Here is a 25,801-nt window from a genome sequence, read left to right on the forward strand (position 1 = left end):
TTTTAAAAAAGTAAAACCAAAAAGAAATCTCCACAATTTATAAAAATCTGTTTGTTACACTGGTAAGGAATAAAGCACACTGAGAAAAAACCTAAAACTGGAGTGTTTAGTCTGGAAAACAAAAAACGCATCATCGATGCGCGCAACATCATTAAGGAATATCAGACAGGGACAGAGCTTTTGCGCGTTCTCGATGACGTGAGTATTACAGTTATGGAAAACGATTTCACGGCGATCTTAGGCCCCTCCGGTTCCGGTAAGTCAACGCTGATGAATGTCCTTGGCTGCCTCGATCAGCCCACTTCCGGTACATATTTTCTCGACGGGGTTGACGTTCTTCAAGCGAACGAGAAGCAGTTGGCCCATATGCGAAACCAAAAAATCGGCTTTGTCTTTCAGAAGTTCAATTTGCTGCCGCGTTTGACGGCGATTCAGAACGTGATGCTCCCTCTTCTCTACCGGGGTATCGACGAAGCTGAGGCCTATGAGCGAGCAAAAGAGAAACTCATCCTGCTCGGTTTGGAAAACCGCCTAAAACACCGCCCCAACGAACTATCGGGGGGGCAGCAACAACGGGTAGCCATTGCCCGCGCCATCGTGGGAGATCCGCCCCTGCTTTTAGCGGACGAACCGACCGGTAACTTAGACAGCAAATCGAGTTTGGACGCCATCAAGATATTTCAAGATCTGCATCATCAGGGGAATACCATCCTCGTGATCACCCATGACACCGAAGTCGCCGAAAAAATGCAAAAGGTTGTGTTTATCCGAGATGGAAGGCTCTACGAAAACTAAGGTTCAGTACATAGCCCAAAAAATCAAAGCGAAAAAGTGGATCGCCTTCGCGGTAGTCGCTTCTCTCGTCGTCGTAGGCGGTTACGCCGCTTGGAAACATCAAAAAAGCAATACTCAAACAGAGGTCCAATACGACCAGGCAAAAGTGAAACGAGGAGATATTGTCGTCGGCCTTCAATCCGATGGAACCATCAAATTTTCCGAAGTGACATTGCAGTTCAACGTCAAGGGCAGGGTGAATAGCGTTCTCGTCAACGAGGGGGACATGGTGGAGGCCGGGGCTGTCATCGCCAGGCTTGATGATAAAGACTACCGAGACCAGTACGACCTCGCCGTCGCCAAACTCAATGATACCCAAGAGCAGAGCCGGACAAGCAAAAACTCACAGTACACCAGTTTGATGGATTCGGAATTAAAGCTGAAACAGATGGAAACGAATCTGCAAAAGTTACGAGACGACTATGCTATGATGCAACAGTTGCCCGATGCCTACAGCGCCAATGATATAAAATCCAAAAAAGCCGATTTGGAAAGCAGCGAAATCGAGTACAGGAACCAGCAAAAGAAGTACGAACTGGCCAAGTCCGAATATGAACGGAGCGATTCCTTCGCCCAAAGTGAAATGTCTGTAAAAATGGCCAAGGAAAACTTAGAAAACACCGTGCTGTATGCACCGGTATCGGGTAAAGTCTTAAAGCTGGTCAAAAAGGCGGGCGAGAATGTCGCCGAGGATCAGGACTTTGCTGTGCTCCACGAAAACAACGAAATCGATGCGACGACGAAAGTAATCGAATACGACATCGGCAAAGTCAAAATCGGGCAGAAGGTAAACATCGCTGTAGACGCCGTTCCTGACAAAAAGTATGTGGGGGAAGTGACCAAGATCGACCACCTTCCCGCCACAGACTCGTCCGGGCTGGTAAGCTATCCTGTGACCGTTCGGATTACGAATGCGGACGACGATCTGCGCGATGGCATGACGGCCAGCTTCACCTTTGTGATCAAAGAGGTCGATCAATGCCTAAATATCCCCTATAGTGCTGTCAAAATAGTCGACGGGAAACAGGCTGTGACCGTTCTCAATGATCAAGGTGTGATGGTGGAAAGGCCGATCAAGACCGGCTTCTCCGACGGGACTACCGTTGAGGTGCTCGAAGGTCTAAATGGGAATGAAACCGTCGTCATTCCGAAAAGGCAGAAAGCTGCTGCGACGGATGCGAAGAATAGCAATCAAAGTACCACTAAAAACACTACCCAAGGGAACAACCGGAGCGGCGCGGGAAATAACGCAGGCAACAATGCAGGTGGTTTCCGATGAAAGTTCGGCAACTGATCAAGCTGGTCTTCATCAATATCTACCACAATAAGTTTCGCAGTCTGCTCACCACCCTCGGGGTGATAGTCGGTACAGCGACGATTTTCCTTGTTGTCGCCATCGGAGCCGGCGGGGAAGCCCAGGTGAATCAGCAATACTCCAAACTCAATGTGGGCACGATTATGGTCACATCAGCTACGCGGGGGAAGGTCAAAGACCCACTCACCAAAAAAGACGCAGAACGCCTTACCGAAAGCGCCAATGTGGCCTCGGCATATCCGGTGATCAACGGATCAGGGACGATGAAATACGGCAACTATGGAAATAAAGGCTCCTTTTTTGGGATCGTACCGGAGTACCAAGAGGCCAACCATCTGAGCGTTCAAATCGGCCGGTTGCTGGAAGATGACGATGAGAGCAAGCACAGTCGCGCTGCCGTCGTTGGCTCTGAATTTGCCAATACCTACACAGACGGCAACCCTGATGAGATCGTGGGCAAGAGTATCGAGATCAACAGCCGATCTTTTGAGGTTGTCGGTCTCTTGAATCGCGTCGGTGATTCAGGCTCCTTCATGAGCTATGACGACTCCGTATTTCTACCCATGAGCGTGGCCGAGAAATACCTGCTTGGGAACCGATCGAATCCCAACATTACGGTTGTCGCCAAAGACTTAAACTCCGTGTCTTCGGCCATTGACGATATTAAATCGATTCTCGATGAAACCCATCGTTTGGGCGGATCCGATCAATTCCGCATCGTCGATGCCGGGAGCCGGTTGGCCTCCGCCCAATCGACAGCCAAAACGATGTCCATGCTCTTGCTGTCCGTCGCTGTCGTCGTCTTAATCGTCAGCGGGATCGGCATCATGAACGTCATGTTCGTGACGGTCAAAGAACGGACGAAAGAGATTGGTACGCTCAAAGCGATAGGGGCGACCCGTTCCGAGATCCTCAGTCAGTTTTTAGGTGAGGCTGTCGTCATCAGCTTTGTGGGCGGCATCTTGGGCAGCATCATCGGATACAGCATGCTACCTGTGCTCAGTTACTTTGAACTGGCTGCACTGCCGACTTTGAACGGCCTCATGCTGGGTCTATTGTTTTCCGTAATCACCGGCGTGTTTTTTGGATTCTATCCCGCCTGGAAAGCGGCTGATCTGAATCCGATTGAGGCATTGCGCTATGAATAAGCGAGGGAAGACACTATGAAAAAACAACTGCTCTCCATCTTTGCCGTAACTACCCTTTTGGCGTTCCACTCGATACCGGCCTATGCAGAGGAAAATACGTTCAACCTGGAAGAGGCGACTGTCTTAGCCATCAGCCACAGCCGTGACTTGGAAAAATCACAGCTTAACATCGACCGGGCACGAATCAACTATGACCAAGCCGAACGAAAATACGATAATGCGGACTCGCCGTCGTCTCTGGATACCTATGGGCGAGCCCTATCAGTGCTCGATGAATACTATAATCAGAAACACATACTTGAAATCAAATTATCCGATGCTCAAGCTCACGGCTACCAAGACCAGATCAATGACATTTCTTACGAGATTGCATTGTTACAAAGTAGGATTAATGTTCAAGAACAAACAGTGGATTCGGCAGAAAGTACCTACCGTAAGGACCAGCAAGATACAGAGTCCTTACGAGACAAAATGAACGATGCCAAAGACAACTATGACGATGCGACCATCGCCAAGGAGCAACAAGAAGAAGCCCTGAAGTACGATATCCAAAAGCAATATGCGGCCATCTTGCAACAAGAACAGAACATACTCGTGCTCCAGCGAAAACGAAATTACCAAAAAAGCTTGCTCGAAGTGGAAAAAAAGCGCCTCGCACTCGGTGGAAGCAGCAAGGATACGGTGTCCCAGTTGGAGCAAACGGAATCGGCTGCGGAAAGTTCCCTTGCAGAAGCGCAGCGCAGTCTGGCCACACTGAAGGGGAATTTCAATGAGCAGATGGGCCGGGACTACAAGGCTCAGTTGAACCTGAAACCACTAGAAGTGAAACGAATGGAATCAATTCCGACCTTCGACGAATTGTCTCCCATCGTCAGAAAGAAGACCGTAAAACTATCCCAGTTGGAGCGCGATATCCAGAAGAAAGATCATGCCGTAAGTGATATTGAATCAGATCGTTGGGACACGTCGAAAAGCGCCGACGATCTGGACTACCAGGAAGACCTTCTTCACCTCGATAAAAAGGGATTACAGGTGGACCTCAAAGAACAAAATGCTCAGGTTGAGCAGAGCATTCGCAAATTGCTTTCCGATCTGGCTTCAAAACAAGAGTCGGAGACACAATTCAAGAACCAAGTGGACACGGCCCAGCGCCAATATGATGCAGATAAAAAACGCTATGAACTCGGATATGCCACATCTCTGCAAGTCATGAAAAGCGAGATGGATTTATTCGAGGCCAATCAAAAACTGTTCAATAACGAACGGGATATCTTCCTGACGCAACAGGCACTGACCCTCTTGCAAGAAGGAATCACGGTGAACTAAGCAAGACGCTCATGACTTGTTTCGTCAAGGCATGAAGGCTCATCCGATCAGGTCACCATGGAATTGATTTTTCACAGTAAAGGGGAAGGTAGCCTTCTGAGAATCGAAGACTACCTTCCCCCATAAGTATGTACATCTTTTTGTGCGATTCAGACACCTAAACAGGTACTTCCCAGGTCGAACGGTTTATCTACCGGGAGTTGTTTCCATCGGGTCCCCCAGGCCGTGGATTGCCATTACCCGCCTGACCGTTCCCTGGTTGCTGGTTTGGCCGCTGACCCCCGTTCGCACCACCGAGGAGTTGCACAAACTCAATCGTATCGCCGTTTTTCCAGAAGCGGACGATTTGATCCTTTTTTATATCGGTTAGTTGGGCAGATACGGCAACGCGACTGCCCCGTTGCATCGTCGCAATCGGTGTGCCTACGGGAATGAGAACGGTCTCGGTTTCATCGGTAAAGGTCATTCGTCCCATGCCCGCCGGTCTCTGTCCGTTATCTCTTTGGGTGCGGGTTTCCCCGTTTTGACCGTTTTGGCTATTCTGGCCGTTTGGGTCGTTCTGACCAGTGGGGTTATTCTGTCTGTTAGGCCTGTTTTGGTTATTCTGGTTTTGCCCGTTGCCATTTGCAGCGCCATTGCCACCGCTGTTGTTCGATGCAGTACCGTCCTGATTTTGCTCGACTTTTCCTTTGTACAGGGTGACTTCGTTACCTACGATATCTTTGACTTTGCCAACCAGTTCCGGTTGACGGTTAGGAAGGGGGATGGTGGCACCGTTTGTGGTACCCTCTTTGCCTGATTGGCTTTGCGCCGTCGGATTGGCAGTGGAAGCCCCGTTGCTGTTACAACCGGCGACGACGGCCAAGGCGATGAGAAGCGCTGCGACGGAAAGACCTTTCTTCACGCTGCTCATCTCTCGATGAATGCTCATGGTTTCCCCTCACTTCATTGGTATTGTTCACTCGACAGGTGAATTCGATGATCCACCTTTAATTATCCTAAGCAAATCTTAATATGGTATCAGCCAGATTTTAAGATTTCTTTTAGAAAAACAGTCCTTCGATGAATATTGAAAAAGATAGGACAATCACTTTAATGGGTGCCAGGGTACTGCTATAATCGATATAATACGCTCGGGACAACGGACTTACTCCTAGCATTTATATAGAAGATAAAATAAACAAAGATCGAAGTAACGGATGTGGTTATATGGATGCAAACGTTAAATCTGACGTAAATAATCGAGAAAGCCAAGGAAGCTCCTTGAGATTGCTCATCAGCGCTTCCTTTATTGTGCTGATGATTGCGACGATCGGTGTCATCACTTTTGTCGTCTTTTCAAACTGGAACTCTTCCATGGTCAGCCACATTACGAAGATGGAAGCAGAAGCGAATCGGGCGATTTACGATAAAATGGAAACCGCAGTCTCACTTCCCCTATACATAAATGAAATGAACGACGATTTGATTCGCGATGGAATCGTCGATCTCACGAATAAGCAAAAACGGAATGCCTTTTTTGCCCGGGTGATTCAATCTAACCCCGAGGAGATTTACAGTTTCAGTTATGGCACGGAAAAGGGCGAGTATTTTGGAGCTCGCAGAAATAAAGACAATGAGATAGAAATCTACCGAAGCGATGCAGAGACCAAGGGGATTTCGCGCTATTATCGACTTACCGAGGACTTTACCGAGGGTGGATTCATCGGAGACTTTGGAAAATTCGATCCCCGGACGAGGGATTGGTACATCATCGCCAAAGAAAAAGGGAAGCCCGTCTTTTCTCCAATTTACAAACACTTTGTAAAAGACGATTTAGCTCTTTCGGCGGCCTATCCGATCTACAACAGAGACCATATCCTTCAGGGCGTGTTAGGGACACATATTACCTTATCGAAACTGAACAGCAGCCTCAAAGAGATTGTACAAGATCAGGGTGCTGTCGCTTTTATTGTGGAAAAGGGCTCGGGAGAACTGGTTGCCAACTCATTAGAAAATCGGAATTTTGATGTTCTCCCCGACGGGAAGCTCAAGAGAAAGACCATCGCGGAGATTGAAAACAAGCCGATCATTGAGGCATACGAGGATTACAAAAATAGTTTCAATCATGAAATTATCATCTATAAAGAACAGGATATCTTTCATGTGAATTTTGCCGAGTATAAAAAAGACGGTTTAGACTGGCTGATCATCACCGCGATCCCAGAAAGCTTTTATACCGCCGAAATCAATAAAAACATTTACACTGCCCTGGGCTTATCGCTCCTTGGGGTTATCCTATCCATTCTCATCCATAAGAAAAGCACCGATTTCATCCTGAAGCCGATTAGTGAACTGATCAACGCCGCCGATAAGTTTTCAGAAGGGAATTTATCACAGCGGGCGACGATCTTTCGCAATGATGAAATCGGAAAATTAGCGACGGCTTTCAATCATATGGCTGAAGAATTAGATACCCTATTCAACAATCTTGAGGAGAAAGTCAAAGAAAGGACATCGGAGTTAGAGAGAACGCAAGAACAACTGATTTTTGCCAAGGAACAGGCAGAAGCGGCGAACCTAGCCAAAAGCCAGTTTCTTGCCAGTATGAGCCACGAGATTCGAACGCCCATGAACGGGGTGGTCGGCTTTCTGCAACTTTTGGAGACGACAGAGCTAAATGGGGAACAGATGGAATTTATCCAGTTGATGAAGACGTCTACCGATAATTTGCTGAACGTGATCAACGATATATTGGATATTTCTAAAATCGAATCCGGCAAGATGGAGATCGAACATATCCCCTTCGACATTCGTGCCATGGTTGAAGCGGCCGTCGTTCTCTTTGAACCGAAGGCGAAAGAAAAAGGCCTCGACCTGAACGTGATGATCAACTCGACCGTTCCTCACTATGTAGTCGGCGATCCGACGAAATTGCGCCAAGTGATCAGCAATATGGTCAGCAATGCCTTGAAGTTTACGGAACAGGGCGAAGCCTTTGTTGAGGTGTTGCTGCGTCGACAAACAGAAAAGACGGTGGAGATCGCTTTTTGCGTGTCTGATAGCGGTATCGGGATGACAGAGCAGGAAATGAAAAAGGTTTTTGCCCCATTTACCCAAGCTGATTCTTCGTCTACACGGAAATACGGTGGTACGGGACTCGGTCTTGCCATCTGCAAAAGACTTGTGGAAATGATGGGGGGAGAGATCACTGTCAGCAGTGAAAAAGGGAAAGGGACGACCTTCTTCTTCACCGTACAGATGGACAAGGCAGAAGATCCATTGATTCCGGTCCTGCCCGATTACTCTGTCCTTAAAGGCAAACGCGTTTTAATCTTAGACGACCTAGCGATGAACCGCTTTATTGCCAGGGTATACCTAGAAGAAGTCGGTTGTACCGTTATCGAAGCTCCTAGTTGCGCCGAAGGGTTGAGTACGCTTATCAATGGGGAAGGTGGGCAGAACTATCATGTAATCCTCGTGGATTATAAAATGACGGGGATGTCCGGGTTTGACTTTTCCGAAGCGGTTCAGGCTGTGCCTTCTGCACAAGAGATTCCCTTGATCCTTGTCACATCAGTGACGACAAATGCTGAGGCTAAGCACGCCAGAACAAAAGGCTTTACCGGCTATATTTCCAAGCCCTACAAGAGGACGGAACTGCTTGACTGTGTGGCGATGGTTCTTGACGGGAAGAAAGGGAGTAACCGAAAAGAGGATATCTTCATCACTCGACACACGGCCCGGGAAGCGAAATATAACCATAAGCTTAAAATACTGCTGGTAGAAGATAACGAAGTGAACCGGAAATTTTTTATTAAGCTATTGAAGATGAAAGGGCTTAGCTGTGACGTTGCGGTCAATGGGGCTGAAGCGGTCAAGGCTTGCGATGATAACGATTATGATATCCTGTTCATGGACTGCCAGATGCCCGTCATGGACGGTTATGAAGCGACGCGCCAGATACGAGCGGCGGAAAGTGGGCAACGACATAAGACGATTGTCGCGTTGACGGCCTATGCGATGAAAGATGATAAAGAAAAATGTCTTGAAGCAGGCATGGATGATTATCTAAGTAAACCGGTAAACCTGGACCAAGTTCTGCAGGTGTTAGAGAAATACGGAAGAAGCTCGGAGGAGCAGTACAAAGAAAAGACGGATCGAAACGATTATGCCGAAGCGATGCGTTTCCTGACAGATGAATCAGGCCTTGACAGGGAGGATGGCAAAGCGCTTTTGCGTGACTTTCACCAACAGTCAAAGAAACTAATCGCAGGCATAAAGGAACAGCTATCTAAGAATGACCTTGCAGAAGTAAAAGCTCTTTTGCATCAATTGAAAGGGTCCTCCGGCAGTGTAGGAGCGAAAGAAATCGCGAGATACTCCTTCAAGGCAGAAGAGGCCGCAAAAGCTATGGATGTCCAGAGGCTCGGCTACTTGCTGGAAATTCTAGAAGAACGGGTCGTCGGTTTTAATTAGGGGAACGACGATATAGTGAGGAAATAATAGTCGTTTCCCTTCAATTGCTTTGAGTATTTTTAGTGGTAAAAAAGGTCGTACCGAATTAAAATCGGTACGACCTTTTCTAAATATGATCCTGTTTAGGTAACTGGCAAAACTTGCTTATTGTACATCTCAATGCCTTGTTTGAGGATATTCCCTTTAAAATCTTCGTTGCAGGATTTATTGAAGTTAACGAGATCGATTTTATAAATGCAATTCAGTTCGTCTAAATCGAAGAAGAGCTGGGTGGGGATATCATCTTTTAAAAAGAGAGCGATATTAATGTCGGAGTAATTTTTATAATCGCCGCTGGCTCTAGAACCGAAGATAAGCGCTTTTTCGATTTCTTTGTAATTAGAAATCGTGGAAACAATGTTTCCGAGCAATTGTTTGTTAACTCCAAGGGGAGTCATTATAAGGACCTCTCGATTTGTTCAATTAAAAGGTTTAGTGTTTCGAAATAGTCATCTTTGATTCGATGATAGATAGCGATGGCAGTTTCCTGATCATAGGTATGACTGGTCAAGTTCCTATCGGTAAGCATCTTAAACCAGACATCACCATTCTTTATGATACCAACAGCGAAGGCTTCTCGAAAAACATCTCTCGGCGATCTTGCCTCGACAATCCCTTTGTATTCAAGCGTTAACTTCATTAGTTTCCAAGCGACCTCATACGTGAATTCAAATCGCCGAATAACGGCGTCATATATATAGTCGTTTGAAATTTCTTCATTAAGAATATCTTCTAGCCTGCTTATCGCCTTACGATACGTATCAAGTTTTTCTTTAACCTTTTGATTAACCATGATAAAGTCACCCTCACAGCCTCTTGTCGGAAAATTTACCATTTGGGTTTTGACCGTTTAATATGTTTCTCATAGTCTTAAGTCAAGCGTGTTCACCTACATTATTGACTGAGAATTTATTATCAATTACCGATTTTTGCAAACAAGCCTTTTGGGGGGTACACCCCCGATCAACTGAATGGAACTAATTACCGCTAACGTTGAGCCGTACCATTTGCAATAAGCCCTATAACTGTTCATAGACTAAAGTGCTGCAATAGGCGCGTGTAAACTTGTAAAACGGAGGGATGACGTTGGTAGAACGACGGATCTGCCCCAAATGTGGGGAGCCCCTTTTACAGAGCGATCTTTTTTGTGGTAACTGTGGTGCCAAACAAACCGTTGGTTTGGAAACTGAACAGACACAGGCGCAGGCGCAGGCACAATTGCAGTCGCAAGGAGGAACAACGTCTTTCGGACAACAAGCAGCGATAAAGCTGGACGGCAAGACAGGTATACTCGCAATTGTAGGCGCTGTCATGGTCGTCGTACTTTTGGTGTCTGCCGCCGGCTATTACACTTGGAAGCTATTAAAAGCAGATAAAGAGATGATGGTCAAGAGGGGAAACGTTCTTCAACAAGTCAGTTTACAGAACGAAACGTTGGCCCAAGTTGCGGAAGATAATCTGGCCCCAACGAAAAAGGCTTTGATTCATGAACGCTTAACAAGCCTTCACACGAGTATGGATAACTTTTTAGGACAAGGGAAACTATACTTTGATGCCAAGAACGAGTCCGAAGATTTTCGTCAGTTTGAGCAGTACATACAGAAGGAAAAAAGGCTGATTGAAGAAACGGAAAAATTGCTGCAGGAGACCGACTATGACGACGCCTTATCGTCTAATGGGGAAGCCCTGAGGTTGATAGACGAAGTAAAGGCTCAAGCGGGGATATTGAATCAGTCCTATTCTTTTGACAGAGAGGCGGGTCTATCCCGGTTAAGGGAAGAATTACAGAAGAATGTTCAGGTGCTAGCCCCAAAACGAGTAGAGCCAAAAAATCCGGGAAAACAGGAAAATCCTAATTCGGCTGAGGAATCGAATGGTCGGCAGTCGTCAGTAACCATCATACAGCAATACGGCAATCCATCGAGCATACCGGGCCGCTATCCCTGGACCGCCTACCGCGCCGTGACTTACGATGACCTCAATGGGATGTCCAAAGAAGAACTGGACATCATGCGCAACGAAATCTACGCCCGCCACGGTTGGATTTTTGAACTGGCTCAATTTCGAAACTATTTCGGCCGGCAGTCATGGTATCAGCCTGGGGGAAGGTTTAGCCAGCGGCAGCAAGTGAATGAAGCGGTGTCGAATTCCTTGACGCCCTTGGAAAAAGCAAATGCTGAAAAGATTTTGGAATACCAGAAAGCGAAGGGACAATGGTGATGGTAAAGGGAAGAACACTCATTGCTCTCCTGACGGCAGTGCTCATTTGCGGAGCTGTTGGGATCAGCGGCTGTAGTGAAAAAGACGATAAAAATGTTAGAAATGAAAAAGCCCTACATGATGCAGTTCTATCCTCATCAGAAACTGAAAGTGTGGTTGGGAAACAAGCAAAGACGGTCCTGTGCATCGATCCTGGTCATCCTTCCGATGGGGACGACGGGTTGGAGGTGCAGCATGGTCTTCGCGAGGCAGACGTTACCCTCCAAGTGGGCCAACGACTAGCATCGATTCTGGAAAAGAAATACGGTTTCCAGGTGATCTTGACCCGCCAAGATAAGGAGACGATCGTATCGAATCAAGCCAGAGCGAGGAAAGCCAATGAAGCTCAAGCCGCATTATTTTTCCGGCTCCATTGTGACTCAGAGCCCTCCGAGAAAAGAACAGGCTTTACGGTGTACTATCCGGACCGTCAAGGAACGGTCGACGGTGTAACGGGCCCGTCGACAGCTGTAATCGAAAAGAGCCGTGTAGCTGCCGAAGCGATTCATGGAGAACTCGCTGAGGGGATGGGTGAACAGTTAAAAGACAACGGGGTTCGTACGGATGCCCAGACCTATATCGGGAGTAAGCAAGGGGCGCTGACGGGATCCATTTACAGTCAAGTGCCTGTTGCCTTGGTGGAGATGGTTTTTCTAAGCAATCAAAAAGACGCACAGTTTATCGGTAGTCCGGAAGGGCAGGAAATCATGGCCGCTAGCTTGGCGAAGGGGATTGTAAAGTCTCTAAAAACAAATTAATTTGATAACGAAGTGATTTGATGAAGTAGAATCAAACAGAATTAAATACCCACAGAAGAAAGACGATAACTCTTTTTCCGATAACCGGGATAGAGTTGTCGTCTTTTTCTATCCTGCTTATTCCGAAACTTGTTATCAATATGTATCGAAAGTACACGCAAGATGTGGTCTTGAAAATGCCTATTACATAGGATAAACCGCATTTTATTATCAAAGTGTATAAACAAACCCATTGCGTTTTCCGTAACATGGTATAGAAAAAGGTCTAATTCGCCTATAGAAAGGGTGTATGCGGTGCATTTTAGTCTGAAGAGGACGGGTAGCGTAAAGACATTACGGATAAGAGTATTGCTAATATCCTTGGCAATCGCCTTGATTCCCCTGTTGGTCAGCAGTATATATCAGATCAACAGTTATCGAGATGAAGTAACATCACTCATTATAAATCGTCAAAAAGAAGTTGCTGAAGACAAAGCGGAAGAGTTAGATCTGTGGCTTGAACACAGAGTCGATGAATTGGCCAAAATAGCTAACGTCTACCCCGAGTTAAAAACCGCCACTATCAATGATGTTGTTCCAATTTTACAGAAAATACAACGCCAGTACGATGGCATCGAAAGGGTCGTATTTGCAGATAAAACAGGGAATTCCATCAATGACCAGCAACAAAAGATCAACTTATCCGATAGAACCTATTTTAAGCAAGCACAGCAATCGGATTCAATTGTAATCAGTGACATTATCATCAGCAAGACAACAGGAAATAAAAATGTGGCCTTTGTCCTTCCGTTAAAAAATGAAGCAGGGCAGTTTATTGGTATCTTTGGGTTGATGTATAACGCGTCGGGGATTGAAACGATCGTTAAGGATATCAAGGTAGGAGAAACGGGGTACGGTTATTTAGTCTCTAAAGACAGAGTATTCTTAGTTCACCCGGATGCTGAAAAGGTTGGGAAAATGTTTGAAGAACTCAACCCCAGTCAGTTAAGTCTTTTTCAAGAGACAGTGTTCAAAAAAGATAACGGGGAAATAGAATATGTAGCTTCAGATCAAACAGAGAGGCTCGGTTTTTATCAAAAAGTGCCCTTAACGAATTGGAAACTTGTCGTCACCGGCAAGAAAAATGAGCTCTTTGGAGGAATTCAAGCTTCGGTGATCACTACGGCGGAACTCGTCGCGGTCACCATCATCATCATCGTTATCGTTGCTGTGTTTGCAGTGAGGGCTTTTACGAGACCGATAGAAAAAATCAACCATCTCCTCGGTCAAACCCGAGATCTCGACTTGACTTACGATCCATCGAAGGACCAGGAATTGAACTCTTATTCTTATGAATTTAGAAGTATGGCAGATTCGCTGATCAATACCAGGCAATTATTAAGAGAACTGTTGAGCGAAATAACAACGACGGCAAATGTCGTCGATAACCACTCCCGAAACTTAGCGAAGCTGATCAGTGATACGGCTGTCTCCGTCGATGATATTGCTCATGCCACAGACGACTTAGCGAAGGGCGCCTCGGAACAAGCGAAGGACTCGGAGGAAGCCGTTCATAAGCTGAGTGACCTATCTGAGAAAATACGCCTATCGGTGGAAAACTCCGACACCATTCAGAGCGAGATCGAGGGGGTGGGAAAAGCCAACGAGGAGGGGATCAGTGCCATTAGCGATCTAAAGCAGGCGGTTAAAGAAAATGTTGACGCCACATCAAATGTGGGGCTCCAGGTCGATGTGCTGGATAAAAAATCGAAGTCAATTACGGCCATTACCGATATGATCAAATCCATTGCCAGCCAGACGAATCTGTTAGCATTAAATGCGATGATTGAATCAGCCCATGCCGGCGAAGCGGGAAGGGGCTTTGCGGTAGTCGCTGAGGAGATCAAAAAATTGGCGGAGCAGGTATCTAATCATGCCGAAGAAATTGAAAACACCACGAGCGATATTCACGAAGAAATTACGAAAACCAAAGAGATCATGGAATCGACGAAAGACGTCATTCTCAGAACGTCCTTAGCCTCGGAGGCTACAGAGGGGAAGTTTGACAAAATTAATGCATCGATCAATCGCATCGTCGGTAAAATCGGCAGTCTATCTAGCAGTATCATGGTCGTCAATGAGGAAAAAGATATCGTAGTCAGTTCTGTTGAAAGTATCTCCGCCATCGCCGAGGAGTCGTCAGCATCAACGGAGGAGATCTCCGCATCGCTACAACAACAGGCTAATGTTGTCGATGAGATCGCCAAATCGGCGCAGCAGCTCAGTGACGTTGCCGATAGGTTAAAGCATACCTTGGAGCAGTTTAGATTGTAATTCACTCAAGAATAAAACGTCGTAAAAAAGAAGTCGTACCGGGATTGAAACCGGTACGACTTCTTTTTCTGGAATTATCGAAAATCAATTTTAGATTAACATGATGAGGACCCCGAAAGCGGCCGAATAAACAAGCAGGTTTATTCCCAGAATCATAGTTCCGATCATCGCGATTTCTGACCCGCTGCCAGTGAGCCGCCCCTTGCGCCAATCCAGGAAAAGTGTAAGCCAGAAGAAGGCGACAAAGAAAAAGATCATGGGCACACCCTGTAACCAAGGTGCCTTATAATAGCCGAAAATCAAGCCAGCCGCGATCGACCAGAGCCAGCCGTCGAACCATTTTTTTTGTTTCCCCGTTAGCGGTAACATCCGAATTCCCTTCTTTCATTCGCGGATAGCAGTCATTCTCTAAGCGGAACTATCGTTGAGCCGATGGGACGACCGCTTCAAAATCTGCCGACAGTACGAGCATAACATTCTTCGCCGCATCCCGTGCCGCTCGAGCGTCTTTCGGCGAATTAGCACCGAATATGTAGTCTTCGAGCTGCTTTTTCTGTGTTTCCACGGATAGGGCCAGTGCTTGGGCCGATTGTATCGTTTGGGGTGCAGGGGACGAGGAAAGATGATCGAGTAAATGGCTGATGCTTTGACTAAACCGGTTGCGCACTTGGCATAAGTCGTCCCGGATCATCTCATCGTCTTGGGCGAGCAGACTGTTGAGTACCGGTGAAGGAAACGAACGGGCTGCTCCCAGACTGTAGGCTCTAACGCAGGCTTCTGAGGTTAAAGCGGCTTCTGACTGCCCATAGCTTTGCAGCGTTTCTTGAAGGTGCTCGAGCAGCACGTCAAGCATGTACAGGTCACGCAAGGTTTGACCGCTGTGATCTGTACTGTCTGTTTTCACTGTGGAAGCAGGTTGAGAGAAGTGATACACGTTTAGGGAAATGGAAATGAACAAGGTAAAGAGGACTACCATCCAGCGATGAGGCAGCTTAGTTTCTGGATTCAACGAATACCCCTCCAAGGGCTTTTTCCCTCAGTATATCAGTGTAAGGCTTATAAACAAAGATAGGACAAGGGGTTTAGCTATGCTGAACAATCAGCAAAAAAGATAGCCTAAAGTTTTATCTATAGGCATAAATCAATAGATGGAGATATCGTGTTAGCATCAGGGCTTCTTTCTAGAGCGACTAACTATCATGCAGATTCACTCACTATTCTATGTTCCGAGAAAGGACAAGTTGATTCGAATGAGGGAGGATGTAGAAAAGCTTATGGAACTTGAAAGAGAACAGGCGGAAAGGCAAGAAAAGGAAGAGAACAACCGCACCGTGGTCAGATACCTTTGCGGGGGCTATAAACGCAAGGTCATTTTCAACGGCCGCTGGTTGATTCGGGACGTCGAAGGAGAAGGGGATGTAAATACGCTCTACTCAGTAGCCCTTACGGCTAAAGAGCAGTTGTTTGTACTCATCGTCAACAGGGAGACAAATGAAGGTGATTATCTCGTCTTCCCGACCTTTGATGAAATGTCCGATTCTGACCAGGTTCCGCCGAATATTTTGGAACTGGTCGCTGGTGAACTTGGAGAAGAGTGCATAGAGTTTTTGGATATCTAGGCCTGTTCCAAACCTAAACCACCACTTTTCTTCCGATAGAACTCAATGCCATCACGTTCGATTTTTGACCGGAGGTCTTCATTATGAATAGTCTTCATATCAATGACATCGATTTTATAAATTCCGGCAGCTTCATCGAGGTCTAAATATAGACTCGGTGATAAATCACCACGGTGATAAATGGCGAAATCAATATCGGATTGCTTTTTGTAATCTCCTCTTGCTCGCGAGCCAAAAATAATGACTTGCTCTACCTCCGGATACTGGGAAAAGATATCAGTCAAGGCGAGAGTGACAGATTCATTCAATCCAAACATGGCGTTCACAGTTTCCTCTCGAACGTTGTTTTCAAGGTTGTTAGATGCACAAAATAAATCGCTTTAACACGGTAGTAAATGGCACGTGCGCTAGACTCATCGTAGATGTGGCTGGTTAGGTTTCTGTCTTTTAACATAGATATCCAAACCTCGCCATCTTCAATGATTCCTGTAACGTATGCTTCTTTAAAAATGTCTCTGGGGAAGCGTAAGTCAGCGCCCCCTTTGTATTCCATGAATGACTTCATCAATTTCCAAGCCATTTCGTAGGTAAACTCAAACCGTTTTATTACTGCGTCATAGAGATATTCAGGGGGATTCTCTACGTTTAAGGCACCTTGCAGTCGTTCCAATGCTTTTCGATAATTGTGTAAATTTCCCTATACTCGTTCCTCATTCACATTTACTCCTCCAATTATCTTATAAGATACCCATTTGGTAACGAACTTTAGAGATTCATATACCATATTTTACCAAAAACATTGTTTGATTGATAGAATCGTAGGTTAGAAAGACATGAAAAAAGCTCTGCAAGGCCGAGGCTCTGCAGAGCTTTTTTTAATCTCTAAAGTTGGCATTGGTGATGTTGGTTAGAATCGTTGGTTAGAATCGCAGAAGGACTGCCACGGCGACAGCGCTCAACAATGCGACGATGACCATGATATCGACAGCCCCCGGCTTTTCCGTACGGTAATAGGTTCTCCCCGGCAAACCGAAACCTCGTGTTTCCATGGCCATGGCCATTCGTTCGGCCCGCTGCAGCGAGATCATGACCAAAGGGAGCGCCAAGGGAAAGATAGTCTTTAATCGAGCCAGCGGTCCGCCGCCAGAAAAGTCATGGGCCCGGGCCTCCTGGGCTTGGCCTATCAGTCGAACCTCTTCTAGAAAAGTGGGGATGAAACGAAGTGCTGTAATGAAGAGGAAGGCGTAATCATAGGGGACTTTCAAGTATTCTACCAGCGACAGGACGGTGCTACGGGCTGGTGTCGTCGTTAAAAAGAGCAAGAAACTGGTGACGATGACCATCATCCGCAGGGCTATGGAAATGCCGAAAAGGATCCCTTGGTCGGTCACGGCCAACCCTGGCAGAGAGGAAACGGGAGCGAAAAGAACCGTTCCCTCGGGATAGAAGAACATCTGCAATAGTACCAGGAAAAAAGCCACCTTGAGAAGCCCTTTTACGGCGGAGAGGATTTCTTGGCTTACGGAGGCCAAGGCGGCGATACCGAGCAGGCTGAAAAAGAGCAAAAGTAGAGGCAGTGGCTGGGAGAGCAACATGCTGATGGTCAGCACGGCTAGGGCAAAGAGGAGCTTGGTCAAGGCATGGAGCCGGTGAACGGGTGAACCGGTGGGAATATATTCGATACTTACTGACATGCGGCTACACCCCCTGAGCAGTTCTCGTCGAACGAATCTCTGGCAATAATCCGAGACGAACGTCGGGCGATGGACGTGGCAAGTGCTTCCACAGTTCCAGCGTCGCTGTGGATACCGAAGGCGGCCAAACGCTGTTCTAACTCTGCCGTCGGCGGCAGACGCAGTCCGGCACTCGTAAGGGCCTGTTCTTGGCGAAAGAGTTCTTGCGGTGGAGCGTCGATGACCAGTTTTCCGTCATCGATCAGCAAAACGCGATGAGCATGTTCCTGCACTAGTTCCATATCATGAGTGATGAAAAGAATCGTGTGACCCCGGCGGTTTAATTCCCGCAAGATCTCCATGATCTGTTCCGATTCTTGGTAGTCCTGGCCGCTTGTTGGCTCGTCAAGGATGATCACGGCTGTTTCCATGGCGAGCACCGACGCTAAGGCGGCTCGTTTGCGCTGTCCGCGACTGAGGTCACCGGGATCTCGATCCCGATACTCAGTCAGGTCGACGGCTTTGAGGGCACTATCGACGCGGGCGGTCAGTTCATCGCCCCGCAGGCCAAGGTTTCGGGGGCCGAAAGCGATCTCGTCAAAAAGGCGTTCATGGAATATCTGATGATCGGGGTTTTGAAATACGTAGCCCACGGTTCGTGCCAATTGGGCGACGGGAAGTTTCGCTGTGTCCTGGCCATCAAGAAGAACCGTACCGGCTGTTGGCCGCAAGAGGCCGTTAAAATGTTTGGTCAAGGTGGTCTTGCCGGCACCGTTACGACCAACGACGGCGATCATCTCACCGGTGTTGATCGTGAGATCGATTCCTTTGAGGGCTTCTCCGCCGGAGCGGTAGGTATGTTTTAACTGCCGAACCTCTATCAAGGGCCGGCCTGTCAGCTTTGCGGGCATTGATTTGTCCTCCCTGGTGGATAGAGCAGCTTGCAGTTACAGCAACTGGCGGCTCAACGTAAAGGCCTCTTCAACCGTCAACGGAATCGGAGGAGCGTCCGGTGAATCGAATGGCGGAAGCACTCCTTCTTGAACAAGGGCATGGGCCAGTCGGGCCGGTGCAGGCAGTTCCACGCCGAGTTTTGCAAAGATGTGGGGGTGCAAAAAGACTTGGCGGGGCGGACCCTGCAGTGCGATGCGGCCCTTTTCGAGCAGGACGAGCCGGTCACAGAGGGGGGCCAGGAGGGTCACTTTTTGTTCGGCGATGATGATCGTAATTCCGTGATTTTTGTTTAGTTCGGACAGCACGTTGAGGACAGCTTCGGTTCCGTCGGGGTCCAGTTCTGACGTTGGCTCGTCCAGTACCAGGATTTTTGGGGCCAGAGCCAAGGCCGCTGCGATAGCCACCCGTTGTTTTTGCCCACCCGATAAGCTGCTGGTAGCGCGGTGACGCAAATGGGAGATGCCGCAATCGGCCAACGCTTTGGCGATGCGGCCGTCCATTTGGGCGGGGTCAACGCCTGTATTTTCTAAGCCGAAAGCGATCTCTTCCTCTACAATAGGGGAAACAATCTGCCCTTCCGGATCATCGAAGACGCTGCCGATAAACCGAGCCAGTTGGGGGGCGCTTACACGGGCCACCGGGACTCGTCCCGAGGGAGTGGCCCCGTCCAGCCAGACATTTCCCTGCAAGGTCCCCGGTTGGAAGTGAGGGATGACGCCGTTAATGGAGCGCAGCAAAGTGCTTTTCCCGGCACCTGTAGCTCCTGTGATGACGATGAATTCGCCCGCTTCCATGGTGAGATTGATTTCATGCAGGGCTGGGGACGAACAATCGGGGTAGGAAAAGGTCAGATTTTCTATCGTGATCGATAGCAACGGGGATACCTCCCAGGCCTGCCGGGCGCAGATTATTTGCTTTTTCCTCTTCGGGCGTTTATCAGAGAGGGAGACACACATAGGCTTCTAAAAGAGAGGCCTATGTCTTATTGGCTGTCGTAAAAGTGATCCGGTAAGGAATTGTTGAAGGTCTACAGGCGAAGCAGCTTTTTCGCCGGCAAGTAAATCGCTTGAGCGATAATCGCGTTGAACAGGGTGACCGGGAGTACGACGCCGACCAAAGCTCCTTGAGCTACCGCGACGGGAAGATTCAAGGCAAATTTGTTGATTAGTACATAGAGGCCGCCGCTAACGAGTGTACCGATGACGGTGGCGACGAGCGGTTTGAGGGAGAAGCGGCCAAGGGCCAAGTCGGACAATGTAGCGACGATAAAAGCGCAAGCCATAGCGCCGGCAGGTTCCGTGATCAGGTTTATGTAGGGAATGGGGGATTTCGAAGAAACCATGCTGACAGCGCCGCCGACGATACCGATGGCCAGGGCTTCACCGAGTTTCGGCCGAATCAGGACGATGGCGAGACAGTACATGGCGATAACAAAGTTCGGGGTGATCCCGAAGATGGCTGGCGAAACCATGCGCAACACGGCACCGATGGCGATCAACATCGCCACGACGGCTAACTGCTTGCTGCGGCCGGCGGTACGATTTCCAGTAGTCAGGGCATCTTCTTGAAGTATAATCGGTTGATGTTCTTTACTCATTTTCAATTTCTCCTCTATATGTTTTCTGTGATTGAGTGGTGTTTTGCCCAGAAAAATTAAAAAACCAGACCGAAATTGGCCTGGTTTGAGTGGGCAACATAAAATATAGATCCGAAAATCCGAAGAATGACGGAAACTTCTCGGCTCAGCTCAACTCGGCTCAACTCCTCTCTTATGCAGTTTTCACTCATACTCTACTCTTCTCGTCTCGAACTGACCTCTGTCAGCCCGTCTCCGCATCCTTCAAGGAGGATGATTGCTGTTACTATACCATACTGGTTGAAATGAGACAATGGGTATTTTCGCAAGATGATTTGGAAGGTGACAAATCATCGTCGACGTGGGGAATGTAAAGTATAAACCGTCGTTCCGTTCTCAAATGGATAACCAGCGAAGTGAAAACATCACGGCCATACCGAGCCCTAAAGTGGCTGTCACATTGCGTGTTTTATAAGCGACGAGGGCAGCGACGAGCCCCGCCAAGAGATAGTGATTTTGTAGAGAAATGTCCAGCCTGCCCTGGGGGAGCAGCAAGGCGGGCACGATGAGGATGGTCAAGACGGATGTGGGTACATATTTGAGCCATTTTTCCATCCAGGGAGGCATGAAGCGAATCAGCCCCAGAGAACTGATTCGGGTCATGTAGGTGACGGCAGTCATGCCGAGAATGAGCCAGAAGATGTCACTGCGCACCGCCTTTTCCTCCTTCCAGATAAGCGCCGACGGCACTGGCCGCTAAGCAGGCGATAATGATGTACCATTTCCCCGGCAACAGGAGCGCTCCTGCAACGGCCAACACGGCGGCGATGGCGCAAACAATTTGTTGAATGCGGTCCTCCATCAAACGGGGGATCAAGAGGACCATAAAGGTGGCCGGCATGGCGAAATCGAGGCCCCAAGCCAGCGGATCCGGGAAATAGCTGCCCAAGTAAGCGCCAACTGCCGTCGATACGGCCCATGTCGTGTATAAAAGAACGCTGGCACCCAGTTGATAAGCACCGCTGTAATGGCCATTGTGGGTCCGGCTGATTGTAATGGCGTAGGACTCGTCCGTAAGGACGAAAGCTAAGAGCGCTTGCAGCGGTTTGGGCAGTTGCGACATGTACGGCGCCAGGGAAGCACCCATCAGCAGATGGCGTAAGTTAACCAGTAGCGTGGTGAAGACGATAACGCTCCAACTGGTAATTCCGGCACCTAACATGGATATGGCCACGAACTGAGAGGCACCAGCGAAGACCATAATCGACATCATGATCGTCTCCAAGGGTGTCAGTCCGGCCGTAAGTCCCATGACACCGCAAGTGATGCCGAAGGGGACAATGCCTAACAGGATGGGTGAAGTGTCTCGAAGAGCGATGCGAAAATCCTCTGTTGACGGTGTAGGAATGATTGCGGCTGAACTTTTTCCCGCTTCCATTAGCGCTGCCCCCTCCTTGAAAAATTACTGATTGGTCCTTATTGTAGAGGGCAGGAAAATCATCGTAAATATCCAATTCGTTGATGTAGCGAGTAAATTGGATATTAAAAGGAGTAAACAGAGCAAATGGACGCATCCAATTGTTTTGCTGACGTGAAATTGGATCCTTGTTCGACGAGGCCGCTGTACCGACAGATTGCCGATATGGTGATTCAGAAAATTCTCCATCACGTTCTGCCGCCCGGTGCCAAACTGCCGCCGGAGCGAGAACTGGCCCATATTTTCGATGTGAGTCGCACGACCGCTATCAATGCCTACCGCTGCTTAGAGCAAGAGGGGTGGATAAAAACCCGGGTGGGGAGCGGCACCTATGTGGAGAGACACGCCGTGGCGAATTCAGGAACGACCAGCGATATACCCTGGACAGAACTTTTCGCAGCCGCGCCGCCGTCGGCCATGTCCACGGTCTTGCGCGATTTAGTCTCGGCGCGAATGGACCGGGATAATATCTCTTTGGCTGCCGGTATGGCCGATCCGGCTACGTTTCCCATTGAGAGCATGAAGTCTTTGATGGAACAGCATATGGACCAGATGGAAAGGTCTGATTTTGGTCACATTCCGACGGAAGGATACGAGCCCTTGCGCCATTCCCTGGTTAAACACCTGGCCGAAAAGGGGATTGTGGCGACAGCCGATCAGGTGATGACCTTTGCCGGTTCTCAAAACGGGCTTTATCTGCTGGCCCGGGTGATGCTGGAACCGGGTGACTATGTCGTTGTGGAAGCGCCCACCTTCATCGGTGCGATTCAGGTCTTTCAAGGGGCCGGAGCTCGCATCTTGACGTTGCCTGTTGGTGACGGCATGACCCTGGCACTGTTAGAGGACTATCTCATTCGCTACCGTCCGAAGTTTTTATACATCAATCCCACCTTTCATAACCCTACCGGCCGGGTCATGACGGAACAGGAACGGGTGGACCTATTGGAACTGGCGGCACGTTATCGCCTGGTGATCGTGGAAGACGATGCCTACGGCGAGTTGCATTTTGAACAAAAGCCGCCCTTATCGCTGAAAGCGAGGGACGGCTACGGCGGGGTAATTTATCTCAATACCTTTTCGAAGATTCTCTTTCCGGGTCTCCGTATGGGTTATGTAGCGGCTGCACCGACACTAATCAGCCGGCTCGCTTTAGAAAAGCAATATATCGATCTGCACACGAGCAATGTGAGCCAGTGGCTGTTGCATCTATACTTGGAAAGCGACGAACTGCCGAGTCATCTGGCAAAGGTGAGAAAAGAATACAAACACCGCCGCGACGTGATGGCTAAAGCGCTGCGACGGTATGCCGGGGAACAGTTGACCTTCCACGTACCTGACGGCGGCTTTTATTTCTGGTGTCAAATCGAAGGGGACGTCTATTCCCGGGATCTTTTGCACGAGGCGATCAAATCGGGCGTTTCTTTCGTCCCCGGTAGCGCCTTTTATACGACCCCGGTCGGAGACCAAGAATTTCGCCTCTGTTTCACGACCCATCCGGAGGAGGTACTTCAGGAAGGAGCGAGACGGCTCGGGGATACGCTACGACGCATGGCTAGTGGAAAACGACCGTCTTTACATAGATTTTCAGTCCACCCAATTATTTAGAGCCCCAACAGCACACCCGATTCAAAACACCTAATCATTGAGCAAGAATGCCATTAGACAGAGAGTCTGATATCAAGGAGCGAGGAGTATGTAATTTTAGGTAAATTATTCGTTCATGACACGTTGGATCACAGGCTATGATGAAGAAGGTTTTTCACAAAAAGATGCCCCTGCAAGTCCGAATTATTCGGAGACTGCAGGGGCATTCCGATTAAACCATCTTTTCAACCATCTCTCGGAAATAACGGCAGTTTTCCACCAGGTTTGGACCATGGCGGAAAAGTCCGCCTCCGATGAGGAAGGTGACATCTCGTCCATACACTTGCAGCATATCTGGGATAGCTTCGAGGCTCATTCCGCCGCCGGGGCAGGGGAAGATCGGTTGGATATGTCCCATCGGTGTTTCGGTTCCTTCGGCGATCCGCCGGCACTCCTCCCGGCTGAAGGAGAAGCGGCCGCCAAAGTTGGGGTAAACGACGCCATCGGCTCCGGCGAGGCGGGTGATTTGGCCGAAAAGGGCGAAGTGGGAAATGCCGTTTTCGGCAGAGGTGACATAGCTGCCTTGAAAGGCTGGATGGCTGAAGATGGGCAGTGCTAAGCTGTCATCATCGGCTAATTCCCGCATAGTGTCCAGGCCAGCCAAGGCTGGCGAGATCATGAGCCCTTGGGCACCCACCTCTTTGGCAAAGCGGGCTCGCTGGAACAACTGGTTATAGGGAGCCGTCACGTTGGGAACGTAGATGGCATTAAAGCCAGTCTCCCGATTGGCTTTGGCTACCGCTTCGGCACAAAGGCGTACTCGTTCCTCGTAAGGGGCGAAGACCTGGTTCGTCAGGCCGTGATCATCTTTGATGATGTCGATGCCGCCAAGGGCGCACTCGTATGCCATTTTAGCCAACTCGGCGGCGGAAAGCCCCATCGGTTTCAGCGCCGTAAACAAGAGCGGACGGTGAGGAACACCGAGCAGTTTTCGCAGGCCTTGCCGCCCAAAGCGAGGACCGCGAAAGGATTTTAGCAGTGATTCGGGAAGGCAAATCTCTTCGACGACAATACCCGGTTTAATACTGATGTTCCCAAAAATCACGTTAAGCAGCTGCGTCAATTCTCCAGAGGTTGTTTCCACGGCATAGCTGATGGTAACCCGGCAGGAGGGGCGGGAGCCTTCCGTCGCTGACGCTGTCCCTGCACATACCCCTGCTGTTGCCCCGGCCTCCGTACCGGTTCTGCCACATAGTCCGTCCCGAACGGAGACGTCGCTGATGGGCGTTACCGACTCAATACGTCCCACCACATGATCGCGGATCATGCCGCGAGGCACCAGTTCTTCCGGGAATTCAACCGTCTGCTCCAGGCAAATATCGAGTGCCTTCTTGATCGCCTCTTTCTCTGATCCTACCAGGCGGTAAATGACGGAAAAGCGTTCTCCTGAAATCATTACAACGCCTCCGCTTTGGCCAGGCTGTGCACCGGGGCGAGGTAGGTTTGGGCCAGTTCGCTTTCTGCGATGCCAAAGCGGTCATCGACGAGGCGCTCCACTTCAGCGATGAGCGCCATGGCGTCGATGCCGTATTCACGCATCAGATAAGGCTTGCTGGCGCCGTGGACGAAGGTGTCTTTCAGGCCGATGCGGACGAGTTTTTTGCCTAACCCGGCCTCGGCCATCACTTCAGCGACGATGGTTCCGAGACCACCGATGATGGAGTGGTTTTCCATCGTGATGACACCGTACTTTGCCTTTGCCGCTGCTTCCAGCACCGAGGGGTCATCGAAGGGTTTTAAGGTCGTCACATGCATATGCTGGATCGAGAGCCCTCGCTTTTGCAGGACCTGCACCGCCCGCATGGCTTCTTCGGTGCAGATGCCTGTCGTGAGCAAGGTGATATCGGTGCCTTCTTGGATGACCCGGGCCTTGCCGAACTGCATTTTGTCGGAAGGGTGGAACAGACGGGGAATCTCTCCACGGAGCATGCGTACATAGACGGGGCCGTTTACAGCATGGGCCACGTCAAGCACCGATTCCACGTCGGTGGCGTCACCGCATTCGAAGATCGTCATGTTGGGTAGGGCACGCATGACGGCGATGTCTTCAATCGCTTGATGGGTGGCGCCGCCGGGAGTCATGATGCCTGGCAGAAAGCCGAACATCCGAACAGGTACGTTCGGGTAGGCCACAGACATAGCGATCTGATCGAAGGCGCGCCGGTAGATAAAGACGGCAAAGGTATGGATGAAGGGATATAAGCCCTCCCGAGCGAGGCCGCCGGCAAAGCTCAGCATGTTCTGTTCAGCGATGCCCATCGAGAGAAACCGGTCGGGGTAGGTATCCCGGAACAGGTCAATCTCGGTGGAGCTCGTCAGATCGGCCGAAAGGACGAGCACTTCCGGCTTATCCTTTGCCCATTGGACGAGGTTTTTGGCGTGTACTTTTGACAATATCTCCATTTCGG

The 25,801-nt window shown here is 49.0% G+C and carries 24 protein-coding genes and 1 pseudogene; 10 read left to right on the plus strand and 15 right to left on the minus strand.

What is annotated here, in order from left to right; all coding sequences use genetic code 11:
• Positions 1 to 129 precede the first annotated feature (129 nt).
• From H1S01_RS06220 to H1S01_RS06235, 4 genes are read left to right on the plus strand one after another with little or no spacing between them, the layout of a single operon-like run.
• The gene (locus tag H1S01_RS06220) at positions 130 to 795 is read left to right on the plus strand and encodes an ATP-binding cassette domain-containing protein (RefSeq protein WP_188039373.1); all 666 of its coding nucleotides are present in this window, start codon (positions 130 to 132) and stop codon (positions 793 to 795) included.
• Positions 773 to 2,113 (plus strand): efflux RND transporter periplasmic adaptor subunit, encoded by a 1,341-nt coding sequence (locus H1S01_RS06225; RefSeq protein ID WP_188039236.1) that lies wholly within the window; start codon positions 773 to 775, stop codon positions 2,111 to 2,113. The genes H1S01_RS06220 and H1S01_RS06225 overlap by 23 nt, the downstream gene beginning before the upstream one ends.
• The gene (locus H1S01_RS06230) at positions 2,110 to 3,297 is read left to right on the plus strand and encodes an ABC transporter permease (protein ID WP_188039237.1); all 1,188 of its coding nucleotides are present in this window, start codon (positions 2,110 to 2,112) and stop codon (positions 3,295 to 3,297) included. The genes H1S01_RS06225 and H1S01_RS06230 overlap by 4 nt, the downstream gene beginning before the upstream one ends.
• A gap of 15 nt (positions 3,298 to 3,312) precedes the next feature.
• Positions 3,313 to 4,623 carry a TolC family protein gene (locus H1S01_RS06235; RefSeq protein WP_188039238.1) on the plus strand — a complete coding sequence of 437 codons (1,311 nt, stop codon included), beginning with the start codon at positions 3,313 to 3,315 and terminating at the stop codon, positions 4,621 to 4,623.
• Between the two features lie 190 nt (positions 4,624 to 4,813).
• Here the strand turns inward: H1S01_RS06235 and H1S01_RS06240 are convergent, their stop codons facing one another.
• Positions 4,814 to 5,554, minus strand: coding sequence for a hypothetical protein (locus tag H1S01_RS06240; protein ID WP_188039239.1), 741 nt, complete (start codon positions 5,552 to 5,554; stop codon positions 4,814 to 4,816).
• 278 nt (positions 5,555 to 5,832) lie between these two features.
• Between H1S01_RS06240 and H1S01_RS06245 the strand changes: the two genes are divergently transcribed.
• Positions 5,833 to 9,081 carry a sensor histidine kinase gene (locus tag H1S01_RS06245; RefSeq protein WP_188039240.1) on the plus strand — a complete coding sequence of 1,083 codons (3,249 nt, stop codon included), beginning with the start codon at positions 5,833 to 5,835 and terminating at the stop codon, positions 9,079 to 9,081.
• 122 nt (positions 9,082 to 9,203) lie between these two features.
• Here the strand turns inward: H1S01_RS06245 and H1S01_RS06250 are convergent, their stop codons facing one another.
• Positions 9,204 to 9,518, minus strand: a complete 315-nt coding sequence (locus H1S01_RS06250; protein ID WP_188039241.1) for a nucleotidyltransferase domain-containing protein — start codon at positions 9,516 to 9,518, stop codon at positions 9,204 to 9,206.
• A complete protein-coding gene (locus tag H1S01_RS06255; protein WP_188039242.1) occupies positions 9,518 to 9,913 on the minus strand; it encodes a nucleotidyltransferase substrate binding protein in 396 nt (131 codons plus the stop codon). The genes H1S01_RS06250 and H1S01_RS06255 overlap by 1 nt, the downstream gene beginning before the upstream one ends.
• A gap of 293 nt (positions 9,914 to 10,206) precedes the next feature.
• Here H1S01_RS06255 and H1S01_RS06260 point away from each other — a divergent pair, with 293 nt between their 5' ends.
• The 3 genes from H1S01_RS06260 to H1S01_RS06270 all read left to right on the plus strand — a co-directional run bounded on the left by H1S01_RS06260 (position 10,207) and on the right by H1S01_RS06270 (position 14,450).
• Positions 10,207 to 11,340: a YARHG domain-containing protein gene (locus H1S01_RS06260; RefSeq protein ID WP_188039243.1), complete on the plus strand. Its 1,134-nt coding sequence runs from the start codon at positions 10,207 to 10,209 to the stop codon at positions 11,338 to 11,340.
• Positions 11,340 to 12,137: an N-acetylmuramoyl-L-alanine amidase family protein gene (locus tag H1S01_RS06265; protein WP_188039244.1), complete on the plus strand. Its 798-nt coding sequence runs from the start codon at positions 11,340 to 11,342 to the stop codon at positions 12,135 to 12,137. Before H1S01_RS06260 ends, H1S01_RS06265 begins: the two co-directional genes overlap by 1 nt.
• A 360-nt stretch (positions 12,138 to 12,497) precedes the next feature.
• Positions 12,498 to 14,450: a methyl-accepting chemotaxis protein gene (locus H1S01_RS06270; protein ID WP_188039245.1), complete on the plus strand. Its 1,953-nt coding sequence runs from the start codon at positions 12,498 to 12,500 to the stop codon at positions 14,448 to 14,450.
• Positions 14,451 to 14,540: 90 nt separating this feature from the next.
• Here H1S01_RS06270 and H1S01_RS06275 read toward each other — a convergent pair whose 3' ends face one another.
• Positions 14,541 to 14,819 carry a hypothetical protein gene (locus H1S01_RS06275; protein WP_188039246.1) on the minus strand — a complete coding sequence of 93 codons (279 nt, stop codon included), beginning with the start codon at positions 14,817 to 14,819 and terminating at the stop codon, positions 14,541 to 14,543.
• Between the two features lie 49 nt (positions 14,820 to 14,868).
• The gene (locus H1S01_RS06280; protein WP_188039247.1) at positions 14,869 to 15,459 is read right to left on the minus strand and encodes a hypothetical protein; all 591 of its coding nucleotides are present in this window, start codon (positions 15,457 to 15,459) and stop codon (positions 14,869 to 14,871) included.
• Between the two features lie 265 nt (positions 15,460 to 15,724).
• Between H1S01_RS06280 and H1S01_RS06285 the strand changes: the two genes are divergently transcribed.
• Complete coding sequence (locus H1S01_RS06285) at positions 15,725 to 16,069, plus strand: hypothetical protein (RefSeq protein WP_188039248.1); 345 nt, start codon at positions 15,725 to 15,727, stop codon at positions 16,067 to 16,069.
• Here H1S01_RS06285 and H1S01_RS06290 read toward each other — a convergent pair.
• The 8 genes and pseudogenes from H1S01_RS06290 to H1S01_RS06325 all read right to left on the minus strand — a co-directional run bounded on the left by H1S01_RS06290 (position 16,066) and on the right by H1S01_RS06325 (position 21,710).
• Positions 16,066 to 16,386 carry a nucleotidyltransferase domain-containing protein gene (locus tag H1S01_RS06290; protein WP_188039374.1) on the minus strand — a complete coding sequence of 107 codons (321 nt, stop codon included), beginning with the start codon at positions 16,384 to 16,386 and terminating at the stop codon, positions 16,066 to 16,068. The two genes, H1S01_RS06285 and H1S01_RS06290, sit on opposite strands and share 4 nt — an antisense overlap.
• 5 nt (positions 16,387 to 16,391) lie before the next feature.
• Positions 16,392 to 16,751, minus strand: a pseudogene (locus tag H1S01_RS22495) (nucleotidyltransferase substrate binding protein); the annotation flags it as partial.
• Between the two features lie 238 nt (positions 16,752 to 16,989).
• On the minus strand, positions 16,990 to 17,763 hold the full coding sequence (locus H1S01_RS06300; RefSeq protein WP_188039249.1) for an energy-coupling factor transporter transmembrane component T family protein: 774 nt from the start codon (positions 17,761 to 17,763) through the stop codon (positions 16,990 to 16,992).
• On the minus strand, positions 17,754 to 18,653 hold the full coding sequence (locus H1S01_RS06305) for an energy-coupling factor ABC transporter ATP-binding protein (RefSeq protein ID WP_188039250.1): 900 nt from the start codon (positions 18,651 to 18,653) through the stop codon (positions 17,754 to 17,756). Before H1S01_RS06305 ends, H1S01_RS06300 begins: the two co-directional genes overlap by 10 nt.
• 36 nt (positions 18,654 to 18,689) lie before the next feature.
• Positions 18,690 to 19,571 carry an energy-coupling factor ABC transporter ATP-binding protein gene (locus H1S01_RS06310; protein WP_243237085.1) on the minus strand — a complete coding sequence of 294 codons (882 nt, stop codon included), beginning with the start codon at positions 19,569 to 19,571 and terminating at the stop codon, positions 18,690 to 18,692.
• A gap of 152 nt (positions 19,572 to 19,723) precedes the next feature.
• Positions 19,724 to 20,293, minus strand: coding sequence for a tryptophan transporter (locus H1S01_RS06315; protein ID WP_188039252.1), 570 nt, complete (start codon positions 20,291 to 20,293; stop codon positions 19,724 to 19,726).
• A 375-nt stretch (positions 20,294 to 20,668) separates the two neighbouring features.
• The gene (locus H1S01_RS06320; RefSeq protein WP_188039253.1) at positions 20,669 to 20,986 is read right to left on the minus strand and encodes an AzlD domain-containing protein; all 318 of its coding nucleotides are present in this window, start codon (positions 20,984 to 20,986) and stop codon (positions 20,669 to 20,671) included.
• The gene (locus H1S01_RS06325) at positions 20,976 to 21,710 is read right to left on the minus strand and encodes an AzlC family ABC transporter permease (protein WP_188039254.1); all 735 of its coding nucleotides are present in this window, start codon (positions 21,708 to 21,710) and stop codon (positions 20,976 to 20,978) included. Before H1S01_RS06325 ends, H1S01_RS06320 begins: the two co-directional genes overlap by 11 nt.
• 126 nt (positions 21,711 to 21,836) lie before the next feature.
• On the opposite strand from H1S01_RS06325, the gene pdxR reads away from it, so the two are divergent.
• Positions 21,837 to 23,354 (plus strand): MocR-like pyridoxine biosynthesis transcription factor PdxR, encoded by a 1,518-nt coding sequence (gene pdxR / locus H1S01_RS06330; protein WP_188039255.1) that lies wholly within the window; start codon positions 21,837 to 21,839, stop codon positions 23,352 to 23,354.
• Positions 23,355 to 23,565: 211 nt separating this feature from the next.
• Here pdxR and H1S01_RS06335 read toward each other — a convergent pair whose 3' ends face one another.
• The gene (locus H1S01_RS06335; protein ID WP_188039256.1) at positions 23,566 to 24,789 is read right to left on the minus strand and encodes a RuBisCO large subunit C-terminal-like domain-containing protein; all 1,224 of its coding nucleotides are present in this window, start codon (positions 24,787 to 24,789) and stop codon (positions 23,566 to 23,568) included.
• Entirely contained in the window at positions 24,789 to 25,796 is a 1,008-nt protein-coding gene (locus H1S01_RS06340; RefSeq protein WP_188039257.1) for a transketolase family protein, read from the minus strand. Before H1S01_RS06340 ends, H1S01_RS06335 begins: the two co-directional genes overlap by 1 nt.
• Positions 25,797 to 25,801: the final 5 nt, after the last annotated feature.

Source organism: Heliobacterium chlorum, assembly GCF_014502795.1.
GTDB classification, from domain to species: Bacteria; Bacillota; Desulfitobacteriia; order Heliobacteriales; family Heliobacteriaceae; genus Heliobacterium; species Heliobacterium chlorum.

Bases quoted from the DNA above. Each gene is read 5' to 3' on its own strand.
- H1S01_RS06225 (WP_188039236.1), top strand. From the start codon at position 773: ATGGAAGGCTCTACGAAAACTAAGGTTCAGTACATAGCCCAAAAAATC.
- H1S01_RS06230 (WP_188039237.1), top strand. From the start codon at position 2,110: ATGAAAGTTCGGCAACTGATCAAGCTGGTCTTCATCAATATCTACCAC.
- H1S01_RS06235 (WP_188039238.1), top strand. From the start codon at position 3,313: ATGAAAAAACAACTGCTCTCCATCTTTGCCGTAACTACCCTTTTGGCG.
- H1S01_RS06240 (WP_188039239.1), bottom strand. From the start codon at position 5,554: ATGAGCATTCATCGAGAGATGAGCAGCGTGAAGAAAGGTCTTTCCGTC.
- H1S01_RS06245 (WP_188039240.1), top strand. From the start codon at position 5,833: ATGGATGCAAACGTTAAATCTGACGTAAATAATCGAGAAAGCCAAGGA.
- H1S01_RS06250 (WP_188039241.1), bottom strand. From the start codon at position 9,518: ATGACTCCCCTTGGAGTTAACAAACAATTGCTCGGAAACATTGTTTCC.
- H1S01_RS06255 (WP_188039242.1), bottom strand. From the start codon at position 9,913: ATGGTTAATCAAAAGGTTAAAGAAAAACTTGATACGTATCGTAAGGCG.
- H1S01_RS06265 (WP_188039244.1), top strand. From the start codon at position 11,340: ATGGTAAAGGGAAGAACACTCATTGCTCTCCTGACGGCAGTGCTCATT.
- H1S01_RS06275 (WP_188039246.1), bottom strand. From the start codon at position 14,819: ATGTTACCGCTAACGGGGAAACAAAAAAAATGGTTCGACGGCTGGCTC.
- H1S01_RS06285 (WP_188039248.1), top strand. From the start codon at position 15,725: ATGGAACTTGAAAGAGAACAGGCGGAAAGGCAAGAAAAGGAAGAGAAC.
- H1S01_RS06290 (WP_188039374.1), bottom strand. From the start codon at position 16,386: ATGTTTGGATTGAATGAATCTGTCACTCTCGCCTTGACTGATATCTTT.
- H1S01_RS06300 (WP_188039249.1), bottom strand. From the start codon at position 17,763: ATGTCAGTAAGTATCGAATATATTCCCACCGGTTCACCCGTTCACCGG.
- H1S01_RS06305 (WP_188039250.1), bottom strand. From the start codon at position 18,653: ATGCCCGCAAAGCTGACAGGCCGGCCCTTGATAGAGGTTCGGCAGTTA.
- H1S01_RS06315 (WP_188039252.1), bottom strand. From the start codon at position 20,293: ATGAGTAAAGAACATCAACCGATTATACTTCAAGAAGATGCCCTGACT.
- H1S01_RS06325 (WP_188039254.1), bottom strand. From the start codon at position 21,710: ATGGAAGCGGGAAAAAGTTCAGCCGCAATCATTCCTACACCGTCAACA.
- pdxR (WP_188039255.1), top strand. From the start codon at position 21,837: ATGGACGCATCCAATTGTTTTGCTGACGTGAAATTGGATCCTTGTTCG.
- H1S01_RS06335 (WP_188039256.1), bottom strand. From the start codon at position 24,789: ATGATTTCAGGAGAACGCTTTTCCGTCATTTACCGCCTGGTAGGATCA.
- H1S01_RS06340 (WP_188039257.1), bottom strand. From the start codon at position 25,796: ATGGAGATATTGTCAAAAGTACACGCCAAAAACCTCGTCCAATGGGCA.